23 protein-coding genes are annotated in these 22375 nt (G+C 59.4%); 11 read left to right on the top strand and 12 right to left on the bottom strand.

What is annotated here, in order from left to right; all coding sequences use genetic code 11:
• Positions 1–7 precede the first annotated feature (7 nt).
• Complete coding sequence (locus ACQ4OE_RS01275) at positions 8–445, top strand: YkgJ family cysteine cluster protein (protein WP_008080573.1); 438 nt, start codon at positions 8–10, stop codon at positions 443–445.
• Between the two features lie 189 nt (positions 446–634).
• On the opposite strand, the gene typA is transcribed toward ACQ4OE_RS01275, so the two are convergent.
• Positions 635–2455, bottom strand: coding sequence for a translational GTPase TypA (gene typA, locus ACQ4OE_RS01270; protein WP_122593975.1), 1821 nt, complete (start codon positions 2453–2455; stop codon positions 635–637).
• A gap of 139 nt (positions 2456–2594) precedes the next feature.
• Positions 2595–4049, bottom strand: coding sequence for a tRNA uracil 4-sulfurtransferase ThiI (gene thiI, locus ACQ4OE_RS01265; protein WP_137218606.1), 1455 nt, complete (start codon positions 4047–4049; stop codon positions 2595–2597).
• 328 nt (positions 4050–4377) lie between these two features.
• Between thiI and glnA the strand changes: the two genes are divergently transcribed.
• From glnA to ntrC, 5 genes are all read left to right on the top strand, one after another.
• Positions 4378–5784 carry a type I glutamate--ammonia ligase gene (gene glnA / locus ACQ4OE_RS01260; protein ID WP_008080570.1) on the top strand — a complete coding sequence of 469 codons (1407 nt, stop codon included), beginning with the start codon at positions 4378–4380 and terminating at the stop codon, positions 5782–5784.
• Between the two features lie 289 nt (positions 5785–6073).
• Positions 6074–6586 (top strand): DUF4124 domain-containing protein, encoded by a 513-nt coding sequence (locus ACQ4OE_RS01255; RefSeq protein WP_430945383.1) that lies wholly within the window; start codon positions 6074–6076, stop codon positions 6584–6586.
• Positions 6583–7206, top strand: a complete 624-nt coding sequence (locus ACQ4OE_RS01250) for a DUF4124 domain-containing protein (RefSeq protein ID WP_430945382.1) — start codon at positions 6583–6585, stop codon at positions 7204–7206. Before ACQ4OE_RS01255 ends, ACQ4OE_RS01250 begins: the two co-directional genes overlap by 4 nt.
• 231 nt (positions 7207–7437) lie before the next feature.
• Positions 7438–8523, top strand: coding sequence for a nitrogen regulation protein NR(II) (gene glnL, locus ACQ4OE_RS01245; protein WP_122593979.1), 1086 nt, complete (start codon positions 7438–7440; stop codon positions 8521–8523).
• A complete protein-coding gene (gene ntrC / locus ACQ4OE_RS01240) occupies positions 8520–9956 on the top strand; it encodes a nitrogen regulation protein NR(I) (RefSeq protein WP_007909238.1) in 1437 nt (478 codons plus the stop codon). Before glnL ends, ntrC begins: the two co-directional genes overlap by 4 nt.
• Positions 9957–10481: 525 nt before the next feature.
• Here ntrC and ACQ4OE_RS01235 read toward each other — a convergent pair.
• A complete protein-coding gene (locus ACQ4OE_RS01235; protein WP_122593980.1) occupies positions 10482–10919 on the bottom strand; it encodes a hypothetical protein in 438 nt (145 codons plus the stop codon).
• Between ACQ4OE_RS01235 and ACQ4OE_RS01230 the strand changes: the two genes are divergently transcribed.
• Positions 10918–11373: a tRNA (cytidine(34)-2'-O)-methyltransferase gene (locus ACQ4OE_RS01230; protein WP_122593981.1), complete on the top strand. Its 456-nt coding sequence runs from the start codon at positions 10918–10920 to the stop codon at positions 11371–11373. The two genes, ACQ4OE_RS01235 and ACQ4OE_RS01230, sit on opposite strands and share 2 nt — an antisense overlap.
• 164 nt (positions 11374–11537) lie before the next feature.
• On the opposite strand, the gene secB is transcribed toward ACQ4OE_RS01230, so the two are convergent.
• The 3 genes from secB to ACQ4OE_RS01215 are packed head-to-tail and all read right to left on the bottom strand — an operon-like array spanning position 11538 to position 12750.
• Positions 11538–12023: a protein-export chaperone SecB gene (gene secB / locus ACQ4OE_RS01225; protein WP_122593982.1), complete on the bottom strand. Its 486-nt coding sequence runs from the start codon at positions 12021–12023 to the stop codon at positions 11538–11540.
• 57 nt (positions 12024–12080) lie between these two features.
• Positions 12081–12335 carry a glutaredoxin 3 gene (gene grxC, locus ACQ4OE_RS01220; protein ID WP_008080561.1) on the bottom strand — a complete coding sequence of 85 codons (255 nt, stop codon included), beginning with the start codon at positions 12333–12335 and terminating at the stop codon, positions 12081–12083.
• A 1-nt stretch (position 12336) separates the two neighbouring features.
• Positions 12337–12750 carry a rhodanese-like domain-containing protein gene (locus tag ACQ4OE_RS01215; protein WP_064388915.1) on the bottom strand — a complete coding sequence of 138 codons (414 nt, stop codon included), beginning with the start codon at positions 12748–12750 and terminating at the stop codon, positions 12337–12339.
• Between the two features lie 153 nt (positions 12751–12903).
• On the opposite strand from ACQ4OE_RS01215, the gene gpmI reads away from it, so the two are divergent.
• The 4 genes from gpmI to ACQ4OE_RS01195 all read left to right on the top strand — a co-directional run bounded on the left by gpmI (position 12904) and on the right by ACQ4OE_RS01195 (position 18103).
• Positions 12904–14433: a 2,3-bisphosphoglycerate-independent phosphoglycerate mutase gene (gene gpmI / locus ACQ4OE_RS01210; protein ID WP_430945381.1), complete on the top strand. Its 1530-nt coding sequence runs from the start codon at positions 12904–12906 to the stop codon at positions 14431–14433.
• Between the two features lie 253 nt (positions 14434–14686).
• Complete coding sequence (locus ACQ4OE_RS01205) at positions 14687–15973, top strand: murein hydrolase activator EnvC family protein (RefSeq protein ID WP_430945380.1); 1287 nt, start codon at positions 14687–14689, stop codon at positions 15971–15973.
• Between the two features lie 31 nt (positions 15974–16004).
• Positions 16005–17324 carry a S41 family peptidase gene (locus ACQ4OE_RS01200; RefSeq protein WP_122593985.1) on the top strand — a complete coding sequence of 440 codons (1320 nt, stop codon included), beginning with the start codon at positions 16005–16007 and terminating at the stop codon, positions 17322–17324.
• Positions 17325–17326: 2 nt separating this feature from the next.
• On the top strand, positions 17327–18103 hold the full coding sequence (locus ACQ4OE_RS01195; RefSeq protein WP_430945379.1) for a divergent polysaccharide deacetylase family protein: 777 nt from the start codon (positions 17327–17329) through the stop codon (positions 18101–18103).
• Positions 18104–18189: 86 nt separating this feature from the next.
• On the opposite strand, the gene ACQ4OE_RS01190 is transcribed toward ACQ4OE_RS01195, so the two are convergent.
• The 6 genes from ACQ4OE_RS01190 to hisB all read right to left on the bottom strand — a co-directional run bounded on the left by ACQ4OE_RS01190 (position 18190) and on the right by hisB (position 22139).
• Entirely contained in the window at positions 18190–18945 is a 756-nt protein-coding gene (locus ACQ4OE_RS01190) for a substrate-binding periplasmic protein (RefSeq protein WP_430945378.1), read from the bottom strand.
• A gap of 82 nt (positions 18946–19027) precedes the next feature.
• The gene (gene hisF / locus ACQ4OE_RS01185) at positions 19028–19798 is read right to left on the bottom strand and encodes an imidazole glycerol phosphate synthase subunit HisF (protein ID WP_053116590.1); all 771 of its coding nucleotides are present in this window, start codon (positions 19796–19798) and stop codon (positions 19028–19030) included.
• A 9-nt stretch (positions 19799–19807) separates the two neighbouring features.
• Positions 19808–20545 carry a 1-(5-phosphoribosyl)-5-[(5-phosphoribosylamino)methylideneamino]imidazole-4-carboxamide isomerase gene (gene hisA, locus ACQ4OE_RS01180; RefSeq protein ID WP_007909210.1) on the bottom strand — a complete coding sequence of 246 codons (738 nt, stop codon included), beginning with the start codon at positions 20543–20545 and terminating at the stop codon, positions 19808–19810.
• A gap of 101 nt (positions 20546–20646) precedes the next feature.
• Positions 20647–20907, bottom strand: coding sequence for a DUF2164 domain-containing protein (locus ACQ4OE_RS01175; RefSeq protein WP_122593988.1), 261 nt, complete (start codon positions 20905–20907; stop codon positions 20647–20649).
• On the bottom strand, positions 20908–21546 hold the full coding sequence (gene hisH, locus ACQ4OE_RS01170; RefSeq protein ID WP_007909206.1) for an imidazole glycerol phosphate synthase subunit HisH: 639 nt from the start codon (positions 21544–21546) through the stop codon (positions 20908–20910).
• A complete protein-coding gene (hisB, locus tag ACQ4OE_RS01165; protein WP_042557195.1) occupies positions 21546–22139 on the bottom strand; it encodes an imidazoleglycerol-phosphate dehydratase HisB in 594 nt (197 codons plus the stop codon). The genes hisH and hisB overlap by 1 nt, the downstream gene beginning before the upstream one ends.
• Positions 22140–22375 lie beyond the last annotated feature (236 nt).

Here is a 22375-nt window from a genome sequence, read left to right as displayed (position 1 = left end):
ACTCCCGATGATGAAGCCCAACCTGATTGCCGCCGCCGAGATCGATCGTCTCGATACGTGGGCAAAATACTCAGCCCCGATGTGCGGTTCCTGCATATCCAGCTGCTGCACGCTGCCGGTTGAGGTGAAGATCAAGGATCTGGTGCGCATCGGTGTGGTCGACGAGTTCGAACTGGGCGACCCGCCGAAGAACATCGCCAAGCGTTTGCAAAAGGAAGGCCTGGTCGAGCGTTTCAATCAGAAGTCCGGGATCTTCACCCTGCAGCGCATGAGCAACAACGATTGCTACTACCTGGATCGTAAGAGCCGCCTGTGCACCATTTATGACAAGCGCCCGGATACCTGCCGCAATCACCCGAAGATCGGGCCGCGTCCCGGGTATTGCGCGTACAAGCCGAAGGAAGTGGTGCGCGAGCAGAATTTCCGCGCGATCGAGAAGTTTTGATCCTGATCGTTCCCACGCTCCGCGTGGGAACGCAGCCCGGGACGCTCTGCGTCCCAAAAAGCCGAACGCGGAGCGTCCGTTGAGGCATTCCCACGCAGAGCGTAGGAACGAGATCATCAAACCCCAGACAAACAAAAACGCCCCCGGTCTCGCGACCGGGGGCGTTTTCATTCAGCCTGAACTAATGACTCAGTTCTTGGCTTTCTTGGCAGCGCGGGTACGCTCGCTTTCGTCCAGGATCTTCTTGCGAAGACGGATGGACTTAGGAGTGACTTCGCACAGTTCGTCTTCCTGGATGTATTCCAGAGCCTGTTCCAGGGTGAAGCGAACAGGTGGAACCAGAGCGATGGTTTCGTCTTTACCCGAAGCACGCATGTTGTCGAGCTTCTTGCCTTTGGTTGGGTTTACACCCAGGTCGTTGTCGCGGCTGTTCTGACCAACGATTTGACCGTTGTAGATCTCTTGACCGTGTTCTACGAACAGCTTGCCACGAGCCTGCAGGGTTTCCAGCGAGTAGGTCAGTGCCTTGCCGGTTTCAACCGAAACCAGAACGCCGTTCTGACGGCCGGACATGTGGCCCGACTTGACGGTGTCGTAACGATCGAAGATCGAGGTCAGGATGCCAGCACCGTTGGTCAGGGTCAGGAACTGGTTACGGAAACCAATCAGACCGCGAGCAGGGATGTTGTATTCCAGACGAACACGGCCCTTGCCATCCGGCACCATGTTGCTCAGGTCGCCTTTACGCAGACCCATCTCTTCCATGACCTTGCCCTGAGCTTCTTCAGGAATGTCGATGGTCACGTTTTCGAACGGCTCTTGCTTGACGCCGTCAACTTCACGAATGATCACTTCCGGACGACCCAGAGCGATTTCGAAGCCTTCGCGACGCATGGTTTCGATCAGTACCGAGAGGTGCAGCTCACCACGGCCGGAAACCTTGAACTTGTCAGCGGTGTCGCCTTCTTCAACGCGCAGTGCAACGTTGTACAGCAGCTCTTTGTCCAGACGGTCCTTGATGTTACGGGACGTCACGAACTTGCCTTCTTTACCGCAGAATGGCGAGTCGTTTACCTGGAAGGTCATCGAAACGGTTGGCTCGTCAACGGTCAGAGGCTTCATCGCCTCGACAGTGTCCGGGTGGCACAGGGTGTCGGAGATGAACAGCGAGTCCATGCCGCTGATGCAAACGATATCGCCTGCTGCAGCTTCTTCAACGTCAACGCGGTGCAGACCGTGGTGACCCATCAGCTTCAGGATACGGCCGTTGCGGCGCTTGCCGTCAGCACCGATCGCTACAACCGGGGTGTTCGGCTTGACGCGGCCACGAGCGATACGGCCAACGCCGATAACACCCAGGAAGCTGTTGTAGTCCAGAGCGGAGATCTGCATCTGGAACGCACCGTCACGGTCAACGGCCGGAGGCGGAACGTGGTCGACGACCGCTTGGTACAGCGGGGTCATGTCTTCAGCCATGGCGGTGTGATCCAGACCGGCAATGCCGTTCAGGGCCGAGGCGTAAACAACCTGGAAATCCAGTTGTTCTTCGGTAGCACCGAGGTTGTCGAAAAGGTCGAAGATCTGATCCAGAACCCAGTCCGGACGCGCGCCTGGACGGTCAACCTTGTTGATCACCACGATTGGACGCAGGCCGGCTTCGAAAGCCTTCTTGGTCACGAAACGGGTTTGCGGCATAGGGCCGTCTTGAGCGTCAACCAGCAGCAGAACGGAGTCAACCATCGACATTACGCGTTCAACTTCGCCGCCGAAGTCGGCGTGGCCCGGGGTGTCCACGATGTTGATGTGGTAGCCGTTCCAGTTGATGGCGGTGTTTTTCGCCAGAATGGTAATACCGCGCTCTTTTTCCTGGTCGTTGGAGTCCATCACGCGCTCGTCGTTGAGCTCGTTGCGCTCCAGAGTGCCGGATTGACGCAGGAGTTTGTCTACCAGGGTGGTTTTACCATGGTCAACGTGGGCAATGATGGCGATGTTGCGTAGATTTTCGATCACTTGTGTATCTCGATCAGAGGATTCGGTTTGCTGACAAGTCTTGGCAGCGATTAGCAGTAGTGTCCGGCATGGCCGTTACAGCTTGACGGCGGTGTCGGGGGGCCGGTGACGCAGGCCACAGGCAAACAGCCCCGGGCACTTAGCTCGGTCGATAAACGCGCACATTGGCATGCCCCTCACTGAGCAAATGGTGAGCATGCAGGCGACTCATCACGCCTTTGTCGCAATACAGCAGGTACTGGCGAGTCGGATCCAGCTCCTTGAAACGAGCGTTCACTGCGTAGAACGGCATCGTCTGTACTTCTACGCCAGCGAGTTCCAGCGGCTCATCCTCGGCGGCATCCGGGTGACGGATGTCGATCACGATCTGGCCGGCCAGTGCTTCGCTGACTTCTTCAATCTGTACGTCCTGGCCCAATTCGTCGATCACGCGATCGATCGGCACCAGTTTGGCGTTTTCGAGCGCACGCTCAAGCACCGCCATGTCGAATTCTTTCTCTTCATGCTCAACGCGACCGCGTTTGGCGGCAGTCTTCGGATTGACCGAAATAACCCCGCAGTATTCCGGCATGTGCCGGGCGAAATCGGCGGTGCCGATCTCGTTGGCCGTATCGATGATGTCCTGCTTGTGCGCCACGATCAGTGGGCGCAGGACCAGCTTGTCAGTCACGCAGTCGATCACCGACAGGTTCGGCAAGGTCTGGCTCGATACCTGGGAGATCGCCTCGCCGGTAACCAGCGCTTCGATCTGCAGGCGGTCGGCGATGTTCGACGCCGCGCGCAACATCATACGCTTCAATACGACGCCCATATGACTGTTATCGACTTTGCCGAGAATTTCGCCGAGAACTTCTTCGAACGGAACACTGACAAATAGCACGCGTTGCGAGCTGCCGTACTTCTTCCAGATGAAATGCGCGACTTCCATTACGCCCAATTCATGGGCACGACCGCCCAGATTGAAGAAGCAGAAGTGCGTCATCAGGCCGCGACGAATGATCTGGTAGGCGGCAACGGTCGAGTCAAAGCCGCCGGACATCAATACCAGCGTCTGCTCCAACGCACCCAGCGGATAACCGCCGATGCCGTTGTGCTGGCTGTGAATCACAAACAACCGTTTGTCGCGAACTTCGATACGAACTTCGATTTCCGGCGCTTTCAGGTCGATACCGGCGGCACCGCACTCGCGGCGCAACTTGCTGCCGACGTATTTTTCGACGTCCATCGAGCTGAACGTGTGCTTGCCGGCACGCTTGCAACGCACCGAGAAAATCTTCCCGGCCAGTGCATCGCCGTAGTGCTCTTTGCACTTCTCGGTGATGTCGTCGAAGTCGCCCAGCGGGTATTCGTCGATCTGCAGAAAGTGCGCGATGCCCGGCATGCAGGTCAGGCGCTCACCCATCTCTTTCAAGGCTTTGGCGTCGGTTACGCGGGTTTCCAGCTCGAGATTGTCCCACACACCGTTCACCACCACGGCCGGGTCCAGGTCACGGAGCACGGTGCGGATGTTCTTGGCCAACTGGCGGATGAATTTCGTCCGGACAGGTCGGCTTTTGATAGTGATCTCGGGGAAGACTTTTACGATTAGTTTCATGAAAACAGCGCGCGAACGGCCAGCCGAAAAAGGGGGGCGCGGATTATAGCGGAAATTGCTCAAGGTTTAACCAGTTAATGTGCAGAAGGTTTTGCATGCACCAAAACGGGTCATTTCCGATTCATAGCGCTACATTAGGGGGCGAGATTTTCAGCTTTCAGGCGTTTGAAGCCTTAATAAGCGTGAAATTGGGGCAAAAAACCCATGCTGGGGCACTGGCATGCAATTTGCTCCCTTGTGAGGCAGGTTGCCTTGGCAGAGTATTCGCGCCGGCATCACCCAAATTCAAGGGCATCCACTACCAAGCCCGAAGCCACCCGGAGGACATATGTCGAAGACGGTTCAACTCATCAAAGATCATGACGTCAAGTGGATTGATCTGCGCTTCACGGACACCAAAGGTACTCAGCACCACGTGACCATGCCGGCTCGCGATGCTTTGGACGACGACTTCTTCGAAGTTGGCAAAATGTTCGACGGCTCCTCCATTGCTGGCTGGAAAGGCATCGAAGCCTCCGACATGATCCTGATGCCGGTTGACGAAACTGCCGTTCTCGACCCGTTCACCGAAGACGCCACCCTGATCCTGGTGTGCGACATCATCGAACCTTCGAGCATGCAGGGCTACGACCGCGACCCACGTGCGATCGCCAAGCGTGCCGAAGAACACCTGAAAGCCACCGGTATCGGTGATACCGTGTTCGCCGGTCCAGAGCCAGAATTCTTTATCTTTGACTCGGTGAAATTCAAGTCGGACATCTCCGGCTCGATGTTCAAGATCTACTCCGAGCAAGGTTCGTGGATGTCCGACCAGGACATCGAAGGCGGCAACAAGGGTCACCGTCCAGGCGTCAAAGGCGGCTACTTCCCGGTTCCACCATTCGACCACGACCACGAAATCCGTACCTCCATGTGCAACGCACTGGAAGAAATGGGCCTGACCGTTGAAGTTCACCACCACGAAGTGGCGACTGCCGGCCAGAACGAAATCGGCGTCAAGTTCAACACCCTGGTGAAGAAAGCCGACGAAACCCAAACCCTGAAATACGTTGTGCACAACGTTGCTGACGCTTACGGCCGCACCGCGACCTTCATGCCGAAGCCACTGTACGGCGACAACGGTTCGGGCATGCACGTACACATGTCGATCTGGAAAGACGGCAAGAACACCTTCGCAGGTGAAGGCTATGCCGGCCTGTCCGATACCGCTCTGTACTTCATCGGCGGCATCATCAAACACGGTAAGGCCCTGAACGGCTTCACCAACCCGGCGACCAACTCGTACAAGCGTCTGGTTCCAGGCTTCGAAGCTCCGGTAATGCTGGCCTACTCGGCTCGCAACCGTTCCGCTTCGATCCGTATTCCTTACGTGTCGAGCCCGAAAGCCCGCCGTATCGAAGCCCGCTTCCCGGATCCGGCTGCTAACCCGTACCTGGCCTTCGCAGCACTGCTGATGGCCGGTCTGGACGGTATCCAGAACAAGATCCACCCAGGCGACGCTGCTGACAAAAACCTGTATGACCTGCCGCCTGAAGAGGCGAAAGAGATCCCACAAGTTTGCGGCAGCCTGAAAGAAGCCCTGGAAGAGCTGGACAAGGGCCGCGCGTTCCTGACCAAGGGCGGCGTATTCTCCGACGACTTCATCGACGCTTACATCGCGCTGAAATCGGAAGAAGAAATCAAGGTTCGCACCTTCGTACACCCACTGGAATATGAGTTGTACTACAGCTGCTGATCCGGTAGCGCCGCGTTACGTGGCGTGAGTGAAAGAGGCCTCCTTCGGGAGGCCTTTTTTATTGCCTGCAATTTATGGCGTCATGCTGGTCGTTCCCACGCTCCGCGTGGGAATGCAGGCCGTGACGCTCCGCGTCACTGGACGCGGAGCGTCCCTTGAGGCGTTCCCACGCAGAGCGTAGGAACGATCAATTGTGGTGCCCGAATGATCTCGGGATGTGTGCAGGGTTGGGCCAACCGCCGCACCTGTCCTATGCTGCACCCCATCGCTTTCTATCCCGGTCGATTTCATGGATCGCACCTTTCTCTACATTCTGTTGTTGATCGCCCTGCCCGCCGCCGCGCAGATCTACAAGTACACCGACGCCAACGGCAACACGGTGTACAGCGATCACTCGCCGGACGGAGTGCAGGCGCAACCGGTGGAATTGCCGCCGCTCAACCGGGTCGAGCCGCAAGCGCCGAGCGCACCGCCCGCGCCCGAAGCTGATAACCATGAGCCTGCACGTAATGCCTACGACACTCTCGAACTCGCCGGCCTGCCCAGCGAAGAAGCCCTGCGCGCCAATAACGGCACGTTCACCGTGCAAGTGCTGATCAAGCCGCGTCTGCAGCCGCCGCATCAATTAAGGCTGGTGCTGGATGACGTGCCCTACGGCCAGCCGAGCAACGTGCCGATCCTGCAAATGGTCAACGTCGATCGCGGCGAGCATCGTTTAGCGGTGCAGGTCATCGACGGGCAGACGATCATTCAGCAGAGCCCGCCAGTCCCCCTCAGCGTGCAACGGGTACACAAGCCATGATCCGCGCATGGCTCATCGCCGCGATTGCGCTGGTGACCGTGCAAGCCTCGGCAGAGGTCTTCACCTATATCGACGCACAAGGTAACCGCGTCTACACCGACCAGCCCCGCGGCAACGCCAAGCGCGTACCGATTGCCACCAGCAATCGCATGTCGGCCAACCCGACCGCCGACGCGCCGATCACCACCGCGAAAAAATCCGTCGAACAACCGCCCTTCCATTACGACATGCTGCGGATTCTGGTGCCCGAGCCCGATGCGACCATTCGCAGCAGCGCTGGTGAAATCATCGTCAGCGTCACCAGCGAACCCGGTCTGGAACGCGGCCACCGTTATCGCCTGCTGCTGGATGGTCAAGCCACTGGTGAACCAGGGCTGAGCCCGGTCTTCCCGCTGAACAATATTGATCGAGGCAGCCACAATCTTTCGGTGGAAATCCTCGACGCCGAAGGCCGGACGGTCGAACGCACTGCCAACCAGCCCTTCCACATGCTGCGCATTTCCCTCGCGCAGAAACGCCAGGTCAAACCCTGTGTAGCCGACGATTACGGGGTTCGCCCGGAATGTCCGCTCAAAGACAAACCCGAAGAGCCGAAAAACCCTTTCCTGCGTTTCTTCTAACGCCGCTCAGCTTTGCGCACTATATTGGTGCAATAGGCTGCACCGTACTCACATTCCAACCCATTTTGGTTCGAAACTTCCCGTTCGAGCTGGCCCACTGCCACGCAAACGAGCGTCAAACGCCTGTTTCAGGCGATGAACGCTTCTTTTCGGAGCCTTGGTTTGGTTTTTGCATTTTCCGTTCACCGACGCTTGTTATTTGCGCACGCTCCGCCCCCAAAAGAGGCTCCGATGACCATTAGCGACGCAATCCACCGTTTGCTGCTCGACAACCTGACCACCGCCACCATCCTGCTCGACGCCGAATTGCGCCTTGAGTACATGAACCCGGCGGCGGAGATGCTGCTCGCCATCAGCGGGCAGCGCAGCCATGGGCAATTCATCAGCGAGCTGTTCACCGAATCCACCGAGGCGCTGAATTCCCTGCGCCAGGCCGTGGAACAGGCGCATCCGTTTACCAAACGCGAAGCCATGCTCACCGCGCTCACCGGCCAGACCTTGACCGTGGACTACGCGGTGACGCCAATCCTCAGCAACGGCGCGACCATGCTCCTGCTGGAAGTCCATCCGCGTGACCGCCTGCTGCGGATCACCAAGGAAGAGGCGCAGCTGTCCAAACAGGAAACCAGCAAGATGCTGGTGCGCGGCCTGGCCCACGAGATCAAGAACCCGCTCGGCGGCATCCGTGGCGCCGCGCAATTGCTCGCCCGCGAGCTGCCGGAAGAGAGCCTGCGCGATTACACCAACGTGATCATTGAAGAGGCCGACCGCCTGCGCAATCTGGTCGACCGCATGCTCGGTTCGAACAAACTGCCGTCGCTGGCGATGTGCAACGTTCACGAAGTGCTGGAGCGCGTCTGCCAACTGGTCGAAGCGGAAAGCCAGGGCTGCATCACCTTGGTGCGCGATTACGACCCAAGCATTCCCGACGTGTTGATCGACCGCGAGCAAATGATTCAAGCCGTATTGAACATAGTGCGTAATGCGATGCAGGCGATCAGCAGCCAGAACGAATTGCGCTTGGGCCGCATCAGCCTGCGCACCCGCGCCATGCGCCAGTTCACCATCGGCCACATCCGCCATCGCCTGGTAACCAAGATCGAGATCATCGACAACGGCCCGGGGATCCCGGCGGAACTTCAGGAAACCATTTTCTTTCCCATGGTCAGCGGACGCCCGGACGGTACCGGGCTCGGTCTGGCCATTACCCAGAACATCATCAGCCAGCACCAGGGTCTGATCGAGTGTGACAGCCATCCAGGCCACACCACGTTCTCGATCTTTCTGCCACTGGAACAAGGAGCCACATCGACATGAGCCGTAGTGAAACCGTATGGATCGTCGATGACGACCGTTCTATCCGTTGGGTTCTGGAAAAGGCCTTGCAGCAGGAAGGCATGACCACCCAGAGCTTCGACAGCGCTGATGGCGTGATGAGTCGTCTGGCCCGTCAACAGCCTGACGTGATCATTTCCGACATTCGCATGCCCGGTGCCAGTGGTCTGGACCTGTTGGCGCGGATTCGTGAGCAGCACCCACGTTTGCCGGTCATCATCATGACCGCTCACTCCGATCTGGACAGCGCTGTCGCCTCGTATCAGGGCGGCGCGTTCGAGTACTTGCCGAAGCCGTTCGACGTTGATGAAGCGGTGTCGCTGGTCAAACGTGCCAACCAGCATGCGCAAGAACAGCAAGGCCTGGAAGTCGTTCCGGCGCTGACGCGCACCCCGGAAATCATCGGCGAAGCGCCGGCGATGCAGGAAGTGTTTCGCGCCATCGGCCGCTTGAGCCACTCCAACATCACCGTGCTGATCAACGGTGAATCCGGCACCGGTAAAGAACTGGTCGCCCACGCCCTGCACCGCCACAGCCCGCGCGCGGCCTCGCCGTTCATCGCGCTGAACATGGCGGCGATCCCCAAGGATCTGATGGAGTCCGAGCTGTTCGGCCACGAGAAAGGCGCGTTCACCGGCGCGGCGAACCTGCGTCGCGGCCGCTTTGAACAGGCTGACGGCGGCACGCTGTTCCTCGATGAAATCGGCGACATGCCGGCGGATACGCAAACCCGTTTGCTGCGGGTTCTGGCCGACGGCGAGTTCTACCGCGTCGGCGGGCATGTGCCGGTCAAGGTCGACGTGCGCATCATCGCTGCGACGCACCAGAATCTGGAAACCCTGGTGCACGCCGGCAAATTCCGTGAGGACTTGTTCCACCGCCTCAACGTGATCCGCATCCACATCCCGCGCCTGTCGGACCGTCGCGAAGACATCCCGACCCTGGCCAAGCATTTCCTCAGCCGCGCCGCGCAAGAACTGGCGGTCGAGCCGAAGCTGCTGAAAAGCGAAACCGAGGAATACCTGAAGAACCTGCCGTGGGGCGGCAACGTGCGCCAGCTGGAGAACACCTGCCGCTGGATCACCGTGATGGCGTCCGGGCGCGAAGTGCACATCAGCGACCTGCCGCCAGAACTGCTGAACCTGCCGCAGGACTCGGCACCGGTGACCAACTGGGAACAGGCGCTGCGTCAGTGGGCCGATCAGGCGTTGGCGCGTGGTCAGTCGAGTTTGCTCGACAGCGCGGTTCCGGCGTTTGAACGGATCATGATCGAGACCGCGCTGAAGCACACGGCTGGGCGTCGGCGCGATGCGGCGGTGTTGCTGGGCTGGGGGCGGAATACCCTGACGCGCAAGATCAAGGAACTGGGGATGAAGGTTGATGGTGGGGATGATGACGAGGGGGATGAGGGCTGATCAGCCTTTGAATCTTCGCTGACCGTGACATCCATTCGCGAGCAAGCTCGCTCCCACACGGGATTGCATTCCAACGGTGGGAGCGAGCTTGCTCGCGAAGCGTTTAGGGTCAGCGTGCACCGCATCAATGCACGATGACCCGCGATTGAGCACAGTCGCCCCCCCCACAGTCGCTGCCGAAAACACTGAACAATCAACCTTTCAAATACACGAAAGCCCCGGATTCAGGGGCTTTCGTGTTTCTGAGCAGCTTTTTTGTTTCAACAGATTAAAACCTGGCACGCGCCCTGCAATACCTATTACAGGTGATTCGATTCACCCACCCTTTCGGGGACCTTGGTACAGGCAGGCCGGGGATTCCCCTCTTTACATCGGGCTCACAGCGCCACGCGGCGAGCTCACCCTTTTGGGGCTCTTGGTACAGGCAGGCCGGGGGTTCCCTCTTTACACCGGACCGACGCTTCACGCGAAGTCCATCCCGTTTTGGGAACCCTGATACAGGCAGGTCAGGGATTCCCGCTTTTATTACTCCCGCAGATGAATCTCCAGACGCCAGCGGTCATCGACCGCCCTGCCGGCCCAGTCGCCCTGCAGTGGCCGCGCCGCCAGCACCGTCAGCAACAACCCACCATCACTCGCTCGCGTACGCCAGTTGACGTCTTTGCCATTGAGCCTGAGCTGGCCCTTCTGGGCCGGACCCTCAGCCTGGAACAGCAGCGCCACGGTGCCGTCGATGATCTCGCCGTGCAGCTTCGGTTCGTTGTTGAACCACACCACCAGCCCCTGTTCCGTTACCTCGACCTGTTGCAGCACCGTCGGATCCGGCGTGGTCAGGCGGCCGATCATCAAGCCGATCATGACACCGACAATCGCCAGCGAAGCGATCACGCGCGGGAATAGTTTCGAACGGTTGTCCACAGGCGGCGTAGAATGCCGCTCATCTTTACCTTCGGAGCCGTGCATGTTTCACGTCATCCTTTTTCAACCAGAAATTCCGCCGAATACCGGCAACGTTATCAGGCTGTGCGCCAACAGCGGCTGCCACCTGCATTTGATCGAACCGCTGGGCTTCGAGATGGACGACAAGCGCTTGCGCCGTGCCGGTCTCGACTACCACGAATATGCCACGCTGCAACGTCACGCGGATCTCGCCAGTTGCCTGACAAGCATCGGCAACCCGCGGGTGTTCGCGTTCACCACCAAGGGCTCGCGACCGTTTCATGATGCCGCGTTTGTCCCGGGCGATGCGTTCATCTTCGGCCCGGAAAGTCGCGGCTTGCCGCCGGAAGTGCTGGATGCCCTGCCCGCCGAACAGCGCCTGCGCCTGCCCATGCGTGAAGGCTGCCGCAGCCTGAACCTGTCCAACACCGTGGCTGTTGCAGTGTACGAAGCGTGGCGCCAGAACGACTTCAAGTAACACCACACCTGATCGTTCCCACGCTCTGTGTGGAACGCAGCCCGTGACGCTCCGCGTCACTGGACGCGGAGCGTCCCCAGAGGCATGCCCACGCAGAGCGTGGGAACGATCAGCCAAGAAAAAAGCGCCTGTAACGGCGCTTTTTTCGTTGTCGCTCAGACCGTTTATTGAACGGTTGGCGCGTCGCCGCTTTCCTGCATGCGCTGCAGTTCTTGCGCGTACAGGGCGTCGAAGTTCACCGGGGCCAGCATCAGGGCCGGGAACGAACCACGGGTCACCAGGCTGTCCAGGGTTTCGCGCGCGTACGGGAACAGGATGTTCGGGCAGAACGCACCCAGAGTGTGGCTCATCGAAGCCGCGTCCAGGTTCTTGATCAGGAAGATACCGGCCTGTTGCACTTCAGCGATGAAGGCGACTTCTTCACCGTTTTTCACGGTAACGGACAGGGTCAGCACGACCTCGTAGAAATCACCTTCCAGCTCTTTCTGGCGAGTGTTCAGATCCAGCGCAACGGCCGGATCCCACTGCTGGCGGAAGATCGCCGGGCTTTTCGGAGCTTCGAAGGACAGGTCGCGTACGTAGATGCGCTGCAAGGAGAATTGCGGTGCGGTTTCTTCTTCGCTGGCTGCAGTGTTCTGTTGGTCAGTCATCTCAGATCCTTATCGATCTTGGGTCTTTTAGGGAGTGCTGTACGTGGGTGCAGCCGTTCAAGCCTTGAGCAGCGCGTCGAGCTTGCCGGCGCGCTCCAAGGCATACAAATCATCACAACCGCCGATGTGCTTGCTGCCGATCCAGATCTGCGGCACGGACGTGCGTCCGGCTTTCTGGGCCATTTCGGCGCGCACCTGCGGCTTGCCATCGACCTTGATCTCTTTGAAGGCCACGCCTTTGTTCTCGAGCAGGTACTTGGCTCGCGAGCAATAAGGGCAGTAATCGCTGGAGTAGACGATGACTTCGCTCATATCACTTCACCAACGGCAGGTTGTCGCCTTTCCAGCTGGAAATCCCGCCGGATAGCTTGGCGGCGGTGAAGCCGGATTTCATCAGTTCGCGGGCGTGGGTGCCGGCGGTCTGGCCCAGGGCGTCGACCAGAATGATGGTCTTGGCCTTGTGCTTTTCCAGCTCGGCGGTGCGCGCAGCCAGTTTGTCCTGAGGAATGTTCACCGCGCCAACGATGTGGCCGGCAGCGAAATCCTTGGCCGGACGGATGTCCACCACGACGCCTGCGTCTTTGTTGACCAGTGCAGTCAGTTCGCCGGTGCTCAGGCTTTTACCGCCGCCCTGCATCGTGTGCGCCAGCAGCAGAGCCAGCAGTACGACGAAGATACCGACAAGAATGTAGTGGTTAGTGGCAAATTCAATCAGGTGAGCAACCATCGAAGGAGGTTCCAGGGCGTTAAAATGTCGGCCAGTATACACAGCCACTATGGTCGGCCAAACCCCGTCCGGCGGTGACGCGGTCGGAACTTAGCATTAAACTCCAACTCCCTTTTCCATCGCCCTCTTCTTTATTAGCCACGAGTGGATTCCATGACGACTACGCCTAAACCTTTGGTCCTGATGATTCTCGACGGCTTCGGTCACAGCGACAGCCCTGAATCCAATGCCGTTTTTGCGGCGAAGAAGCCTGTTCTCGATCGCCTGTGGGCCACCGTGCCGAACGGCTTGATCTCGGGCAGCGGCATGGACGTCGGTCTCCCGGACGGCCAGATGGGCAACTCTGAAGTCGGTCACATGAACCTTGGCGCTGGCCGCGTGGTGTATCAGGACTTCACCCGCGTGACCAAGTCGATCCGCGACGGCGAATTCTTCGAGAACCCGACCATCTGCGCCGCTGTGGATAAAGCCGTGGCCGCCGGCAAAGCCGTGCACTTCATGGGCCTGTTGTCCGATGGCGGCGTGCACAGCCATCAGGATCACCTGATCGCCATGGCCGAACTGGCGTTCAAGCGCGGTGCTGAAAAAATCTACCTGCACGCCTTCCTCGATGGCCGCGATACGCCGCCGAAAAGCGCCGCGTCGTCAATCGAACTGCTCGACGCAACCTTCCAGGCACTCGGCAAGGGCCGCATCGCCAGCATCATCGGCCGTTACTTCGCCATGGACCGCGACAACCGTTGGGATCGCGTCGCTCAGGCCTACAACCTGATCGTCGACGGCAACAGTGAATTCAACGCCGCCACCGCGCAGGAAGGTCTCGACGCTGCTTACGCGCGCGGCGAGAGCGACGAATTCGTCAAAGCCACGACCATCGGTGAGCCGGTGAAAGTTGAAGACGGCGACGCTGTGGTGTTCATGAACTTCCGCGCCGACCGTGCCCGCGAGCTGACCCGCGTGTTCGTCGAAGACGATTTCAACGACTTCGAGCGCGCACGTCAGCCGAAGCTGGCCGGTTTCGTCATGCTGACCCAATACGCGGCAAGCATTCCGGCACCGTCGGCGTTCGCCGCGGGCAGCCTGGAAAACGTGCTTGGCGATTACTTGGCGAAAAACGGCAAAACCCAACTGCGTATCGCCGAAACCGAAAAATACGCCCACGTGACCTTCTTCTTCTCCGGCGGTCGTGAAGAACCGTTCCCGGGCGAAGAGCGCATCCTGATCCCGTCGCCGAAAGTCGCCACCTACGACTTGCAGCCGGAAATGAGCGCGCCGGAAGTCACCGACCGTATCGTTGAGGCCATCGAAAACCAGCGTTTCGACGTAATCGTCGTCAACTACGCCAACGGCGACATGGTCGGCCACAGCGGCGTGTTCGATGCGGCGGTGAAGGCTGTCGAGTGCCTCGACACCTGCGTCGGTCGCATTGTCGAAGCACTGGAAAAGGTTGGCGGTGAAGCGCTGATCACGGCTGACCACGGCAACGTTGAAAAAATGGCCGACGAAGAAACCCACCAGGCGCACACCGCGCACACCACCGAACCGGTGCCGTTCATTTATGTCGGCAAGCGTGATCTGAAAGTGCGTGAAGGCGGCGTATTGGCGGACGTAGCGCCGACCATGCTGAAGCTGCTGGGCCTGGAAAAACCGGCGGAAATGACCGGCACTTCCATCCTGGTCTGACCCCAATCGCCAAAACACCGCAAAACCCTGTGGGAGCTGGCCTGCCAGCGATAGCAATCTGACAGCCAACATCTATGTTGAATGTGCAGACGCCATCGCTGGCAAGCCAGCTCCCACATTGATTTATGGTGGTTTCAGAGATTATTTTTAGCTGTATCTCCAGCCAGTTATCACACAGCCCCAATTGGGCGTTTTTTTTGCAGCCTCGGGCGGGCATACTAGGCCGTCCCTTACCCTGGTGCCGCCCGCCTCTATGCTCCGCGTCCTGATCGCCCTCGCTCTGACCTGCCTGCTCCAACCGGCCTTCGCTGACGAGCGCGCGCAAACCCAACAGCAGTTGGACGCCACGCGTCAGGACATTGCCGAGCTGAAGAAGCTGCTGAGCAAAGTCCAGGAAGAAAAGTCCGGCGTACAGAAAGAGCTCAAGGGCACTGAAACCGAGCTGGGCAAGCTGCAGAAGCAGGTCGACGCACTGCAGAAAGAACTGCAGAAAAGCGAATCCGAGCTACAGCGACTCGATGCAGAGAAAAAAAAACTCCAGAGCGCGCGCACTGAACAGCAGCGACTGATCGCCATTCAGGCCCGAGCGGCTTATCAGAACGGTCGGCAGGAATACCTCAAGCTGCTGCTCAACCAGCAGAATCCCGAGAAATTCGCCCGCACCCTCACCTATTACGATTACCTGAGCCAGGCCCGCCTGGAACAGTTGAAGAATTTCAACGAAACCCTGCGCCAACTGGCCAATGTCGAAAAAGACATCGCCGCCCAGCAAGCGCAATTGCTGGTGCAGAAAAGCACCCTCGATAGCCAGCGCGACGAACTGGAAAATGTCCGCAAGGAACGCCAGCAAGTCCTCGCCAAGCTCAACGATGACGTGAAAGCCCGCGACCAGAAACTGGCCGCGCGCGAGCAGGATCAGGCAGATCTGTCTAAAGTCCTTAAAACCATTGAAGAAACCCTGGCCCGCCAGGCTCGTGAGGCAGAAGAAGCGCGGCAGAAAGCGCTGATCGCCCAGCAGGAAGCGGAAAAAAAGCGCTTGCGTGAGGCGCAGGCTGAAAACAGCGACGCCCCACGAAAACCCGCCCGATCCACTCCCGGCGCACTGGTCTCCAGCAGCGGCGAGACCTTCGGTGGCCCTTTTGCTGCAACCCGGGGAAAACTTCCTTGGCCGGTTGATGGTCGACTATTGGCGCGCTTCGGTGAAAGCCGTGGCGACGACGCCCGTACCAAGTGGGATGGCGTGATGATCAGCGCCTCCGCCGGCAGCCAGGTGCACGCCGTACACGGCGGGCGCGTGGTGTTCGCCGACTGGTTGCGTGGCGCCGGACTGCTGGTGATCCTCGATCACGGCAACGGTTTTCTGAGTCTTTACGGTCACAACCAGACGCTGCTCAAGTCGGCTGGGGACGTGGTTAAAGCCGGTGAGTCGATTTCCACTGTCGGTAACAGTGGCGGTCAGGACACACCAGCGTTGTATTTCGCTATTCGTCAGCAGGGTCACCCGAGTGATCCGGCGCAATGGTGTCGTGCGCAAGGATAAGCGCGCCGCCTAATTCAGGAGTTCGTTCGACATGCTGCATTTGTCCCGCCTTACCTCGCTGGCCCTGACGATCGCTCTGGTGATCGGCGCGCCTTTGGCGTTCGCCGCTCAACCGGCCCCGGCCGTCGCTCCGGCAGGCACTGCCGCGACCTCCAAGGCGCCGCTGCCACTGGAAGAGTTGCGCACCTTCGCCGAGGTCATGGACCGGATCAAAGCGGCTTACGTCGAGCCGGTGGACGACAAGACGCTGCTGGAAAACGCGATCAAGGGCATGCTCAGCAACCTTGATCCGCACTCGGCATACCTCGGCCCGGAAGATTTCACCGAGCTGCAGGAAAGCACCAGCGGTGAATTCGGCGGCCTGGGCATCGAAGTCGGCGCCGAAGACGGCTTCATCAAAGTCGTCTCGCCAATCGATGACACCCCGGCGTCGAAGGCCGGTATTCAGGCCGGCGACTTCATCGTCAAGATCAACGGCCAGCCGACTCGCGGCCAGACCATGACCGAAGCCGTCGACAAGATGCGCGGCAAGATCGGCCAGAAAATCACCCTGACCCTGGTTCGCGATGGCGGCACGCCGTTTGACGTGACCTTGGCCCGTGCAGTGATTCAGGTGAAGAGCGTCAAGGCGCAACTGCTGGAAACCGGTTATGCGTACATCCGCATCACCCAGTTCCAGGTCAAGACCGGCGAAGAGGTCTCCAAGGCCCTGGCCAAGCTGCGCAAGGACAACGGCAAGAAGCTCAACGGCATCATTCTCGACCTGCGCAACAACCCGGGCGGCGTGTTGCAGGCAGCGGTGGAAGTGGTCGACCACTTCATCACCAAAGGCCTGATCGTTTACACCAAGGGCCGCATCGCCAACTCCGAACTGCGCTTCTCCGCGACCGGCAAAGACGAAAGCGAAGCGGTGCCGATGGTTGTGCTGATCAACGGTGGCAGCGCCTCGGCTTCGGAAATCGTCGCCGGCGCCCTGCAGGACCAGAAACGTGCGGTGGTCATGGGCACCACCAGTTTCGGCAAAGGCTCGGTACAAACCGTGCTGCCGCTGAACAACGACCGCGCGCTGAAGATCACCACGGCGCTGTACTTCACGCCGAATGGCCGCTCGATTCAGGCGCAAGGCATTGTTCCGGACATCGAAGTGCGCAAGGCCAAGATCACCAGCGAGGCCGATGGCGATTACTTCAAAGAGGCCGACCTGCAAGGTCACTTGGGCAACGGCAACGGCGGCGCGGACAAACCGACCGGTTCCGGCGCCAAGGCCAAAGCGATGCCGCAGGATGATGACTACCAATTGGCCCAGGCCCTGAGCCTGCTCAAAGGCCTGAGCATTACGTCCGGCCGTTGAGGATGCCTTTGCGTTTCGTCTTCGTTCTGTTGTGCTGTCTGGCGGGTGCTGCTCACGCAGAACCCGTCAGCCCAAAGCCACACAAAGCCTACCTGACACTGATCATCGACGACCTGGGGCAGAACCTGCCCCGGGATCGCCGCGTGCTGGCCCTGCCCGGCCCGGTGACCACGGCGATCATGCCTGACACACCCCACGCCACCGAGTTTGCCCGCGAAGCCCACCGCGCCGGCAAGATCGTTATCCTGCACATGCCGATGGACCCGGCCACCGGGCCGTACGCCTGGCACCCGGAACTGCCCCTCGAAGAACTGGAAAAACGCCTCAACGCGGCGTTCAAAATGGTCCCCTACACCGCAGGCATCAACAACCACATGGGCAGCCGCATGACCGCGCAACCCGTGGCGATGGCGTGGTTGATGGGCGAGTTGCAACGCCGGCACAAGTTCTTCGTCGACAGCCGCACCAGTGCGCAGACCGTTGCCGCACAGCAGGCGCAAAAGATCGATCTGGCCAGTGTTTCTCGGGATGTGTTTCTCGATGATGAACGCACGGAAGCGGCGATCACCACGCAGTTGCAGACGGCGATCAGCCTGGCGCACAAGCAGGGTTCAGCGGTGATGATCGGCCATCCGTATCCGCAAACCCTGGCAGTGCTGGAGCGCGAATTGCCGAAGCTGAAGGCTCAGGGGATCGAGTGGATCGATATTCGGCAGATGATCAGTGTGCGGAGTAACAAGGCGACTGCGGCTCACGGCAAGGATGGCGTTTACCGCTGAGTTTAGAAGCCCCTCTCCCCAACCCCCTTGGGGGCGGTCCGACGTTTCGGGAGGGCTGGGGTGAGGGGGTAGCGACCTGGTAAGCGCTACAAATACCGCCCCATGATCTCGTCCACCACACCATCCTTGCGCATCTGATCCAGCGCCGCCTGCAGCTTCTTCACCGTCTCTTCCGGCACGTCTTTATTCAGCGCCAGATACAGCTCGGCGCTGTTGAAGCGCAGCACCGTCTTCAGGCCCGTTACCCCATCCTGTCGCGCCAGATAACGCCCCGCCGGATCACCCGTAGCCCACAAATCAATCTGCCCGCTGACAAGCTTCTTGGCGTTGTCCTGATCGCGCAACACCACCACCGGCTTCAGTCCCTGCTTGGTCAGCGTCTCGGCAATCGCATCGCCCTTGTAGGCGCCGATCTTGTATTTGCGCGCATCATTGAGGGTTTCGAGGGTGATCTTGCTGTCGGCTTTGGCCAGCAGGATCCAGTCATCCGGACCGATCGGGCCGACCCATTTGAAGAGTTTTTCGCGATCCGGCAGGCGCGCCATCACAAAGGCGCCGTAGCCAGGATTTTCCAGCGCGAGTTTGTACACGCGCTCCCAAGGAAAGCGCAGGGTCAGGCTGTAAGTAACGCCGGCACGCTGGAACATTTCACGGACGATATCGGTGGCGATGCCGTTGATGTTTTCGCCTTGGGCGAAATTTTTGCCGTTCTTCGCCATGTTGTACGGCGGGAAGTTTTCGGTGAGGAGCACCAGATCGGTGTCAGGACTGGTTTCGGCGCGGGCCGTGTTGATGAGCAACATCGAGGCGCTGGCGAGAACGAGAAGCAGGCGTTTGATCATGTCGGGCTACCGAAATCCATGGCGTGCCCAAGAGTGCCTTGGGTGCGCCATGGTGTCCACTGGCCTGTACGGATTTTGACGCTTAACGCATCGTGATGCCGCGTTTGGCCATGTAGGCCTTGGCTTCCTGCACGGTGTATTCGCCGAAGTGGAAAATGCTCGCCGCCAACACAGCGCTGGCGTGGCCTTCGAGAATGCCGTCAGCCAGATGCTGCAAGTTGCCGACACCGCCGGAAGCGATCACCGGAATGCCCAGCGCATCGCTGATCGCGCGGGTCACGCCGAGGTCGAAACCGTTTTTCATGCCGTCCTGATCCATGCTGGTCAGCAGGATCTCGCCGGCACCGAGACCTTCCATTTTCTTCGCCCACTCGACGGCATCGAGGCCGGTTGGCTTGCGCCCGCCGTGGGTGAAGATTTCCCAGCGCGGGGTTTCGCCCGGGCCGGAAACCTTCTTGGCGTCGATGGCGACGACGATGCACTGCGAGCCGAAATGCTGCGCGGCCTCACCGACGAACTCCGGGTTGAACACGGCAGCGGTGTTGATCGACACCTTGTCCGCGCCGGCATTCAAGAGGTTGCGGATGTCCTGCACGGTGCGCACGCCACCGCCGACGGTCAGCGGGATGAACACCTGGCTGGCCATGCGCTCAACGGTATGCAGCGTGGTGTCGCGGCCATCGACGCTGGCGGTGATGTCGAGGAAGGTAATCTCATCGGCACCCTGCTCGTCGTAGCGACGGGCGATTTCCACTGGGTCACCGGCGTCGCGGATGTTTTCGAACTTCACACCTTTGACGACCCGGCCGTTGTCCACGTCCAGGCAAGGGATGATGCGTTTGGCCAGCGCCATGGTCAGTCCTCAGCCTTTGTACGAATCGCAGAAAGCTTGCGCTTCGGCGACGTCGAGGGTGCCTTCGTAAATCGCCCGGCCAGTGATGGCGCCGATGATGCCCGGCGCCTTGGCGTCGAGCAGCGACTTGATGTCACCCAGATTGTGGATGCCGCCGGACGCGATCACCGGGATCTTGGTAGCGGCAGCCAGTGCAGCGGTGAACGGCACGTTGCAGCCCTGCATCATGCCGTCTTTGGCGATGTCGGTATAAACGATCGAGGACACGCCGTCGGCTTCAAACTGCTTGGCCAGATCGATGACTTGCACGGTGCTGATTTCAGCCCAGCCATCGGTGGCGACGAAACCGTCTTTGGCATCCAGGCCAACAATAATTTTGCCCGGGAACGCGCGGCAGGCTTCAGCAACGAACGCCGGATCTTTCACGGCTTTGGTGCCGATGATCACGTAGCTCACGCCAGCCTTGACGTAGTGTTCGATGGTTTCCAGCGAACGGATGCCGCCGCCGATCTGGATCGGCAAGGTCGGGTAGCGCTTGGCGATCGCGGTGACCACTTCGCCGTTGACTGGCTGGCCTTCGAACGCGCCGTTCAGATCGACCAGATGCAGACGGCGGCAACCGCCCTCCACCCACTTGGCAGCCATGCTCACCGGATCATCGGAGAACACTGTGGAATCTTCCATGCGGCCCTGGCGCAGACGTACGCAGGCACCGTCTTTAAGATCGATAGCGGGAATAATCAGCATGCTTTTTCCTTCGTCAAAAGAGCGGCAAGCTGCAAGCGACTAGCTGCAAGCATGCGGTGTACCAGTTCTTGCAGCTTGAAGCTTGCGGCTTGCAGCTGCTCCTAATTTTTCTCGAGCGCCCACAGGTCGCTTTCGATGCTTTCAAACCGCTCTTTGAGGTGGGTCTGCACATCGAAAATCGCCCTGTTGTAATAGTGCGGAGCAATTTCGCGGGTAAACAGCTCAAGAATTTCCGCCGCTTCGAACGAACCCAGATCCAGTTCGAAACGGTCTTCCATGAACCGCTGAATCTTGCGATTGGCGTCACTCTCCTGCTCGGGAGTGAGGGTCAGTATCGGCGGTTTGGACTTCTTGGCAGCCATTTACCAGCGACCGTCCCACGCGGCGAAATTCTGCAGCAACTGCAGGCCATGGGTATGGCTCTTCTCCGGGTGGAACTGCACGGCGAAGCGCGAGCCATCGGCGAGCGCCGCAGCGAAATCGACGCCGTAATGACCGCCACCTACCACTTGCCGCGCATTGGCGGCAGCGATGTAGTAGCTGTGCACAAAGTAGAAACGCGCCATGTCCGGAATGTCATGCCACAGCGGGTGGCTGACCTTCTGCTTCACCTCGTTCCAGCCCATGTGCGGGACTTTCAGGTGTTCGCCGTCTTCATGCAGGTCTTTGCCGAAGAACTTCACCGCACCGGGGAACAGACCGATGCAGTCGACACCGTCGTTCTCTTCGCTGGTGTCGAGCAAGGCTTGCATGCCGACACAGATACCAAGAAACGGACGATCCTGGCTGACTTCGCGCACCAGCGAATCGAAGCCGAGGCGACGGATCTCCGCCATGCAATCGCGAATCGCGCCGACGCCGGGGAACACCACGCGGTCAGCTTCGCGAATCACCGCAGCATCGCTGGTGATCAGCACCTTGCCGGCACCGACGTGCTCGAGGGCCTTGGCCACCGAGTGCAGGTTGCCCATGCCGTAATCGATAACTGCAACCGTCTGCATTACAGAACGCCTTTGGTCGACGGCATTTGCCCGGCCATGCGCTCGTCCAGCTCGACGGCCATGCGCAGCGCGCGGCCAAAAGCCTTGAACACGGTTTCGATCTGGTGGTGGGTGTTAGTGCCACGCAGGTTGTCGATGTGCATGCTGACCAACGCATGGTTGACGAAGCCCTGGAAGAATTCCTGGAACAGGTCAACGTCGAAGCCGCCGACGGTGGCGCGGGTGTACGGCACGTGCATCTGCAGGCCTGGACGACCGGAGAAGTCGATCACCACGCGCGACAGCGCTTCATCGAGCGGCACGTAGGCGTGACCGTAGCGACGGATGCCTTTTTTATCGCCGATGGCTTTGGCAAATGCCTGGCCGAGGGTGATACCGACGTCTTCCACCGTATGGTGGTCGTCGATATGCAGATCGCCCTTGCATTCGATATCCAGGTCGATCAACCCGTGACGGGCGATCTGATCCAGCATGTGCTCAAGAAAAGGAACACCGATATCGAATCGGGCCTTTCCGGTGCCATCAAGGTTGATCGAGGCTTTGATCTGGGTTTCCAGAGTGTCGCGCTCGACAGAAGCCTTACGTTCGGCCATCACCAGCTCCGCAAAATCATTGGGCGAAAAAGGCAGCCATTATAGGCACGCAGGAAGCAAACAGAAACACGAGAGGTGAGATGGCTGACGGATAGAACCCCCGGTTGTCGCGGGTAGACATGTCCATACAAGCCATTACAGGTAGCGCAAAAACAAATGTGGGAGCGAGCCTGCTCGCGAATGCGGTGGGTCAGCCAACACTTATGTCGACTGACAATCCGTCTTCGCGAGCAGGC

This window comes from Pseudomonas sp. WC2, from assembly GCF_050586545.1.
GTDB lineage: Bacteria > Pseudomonadota > Gammaproteobacteria > Pseudomonadales > Pseudomonadaceae > Aquipseudomonas.
This window is presented reverse-complemented; position numbering and strand designations above follow the sequence as displayed.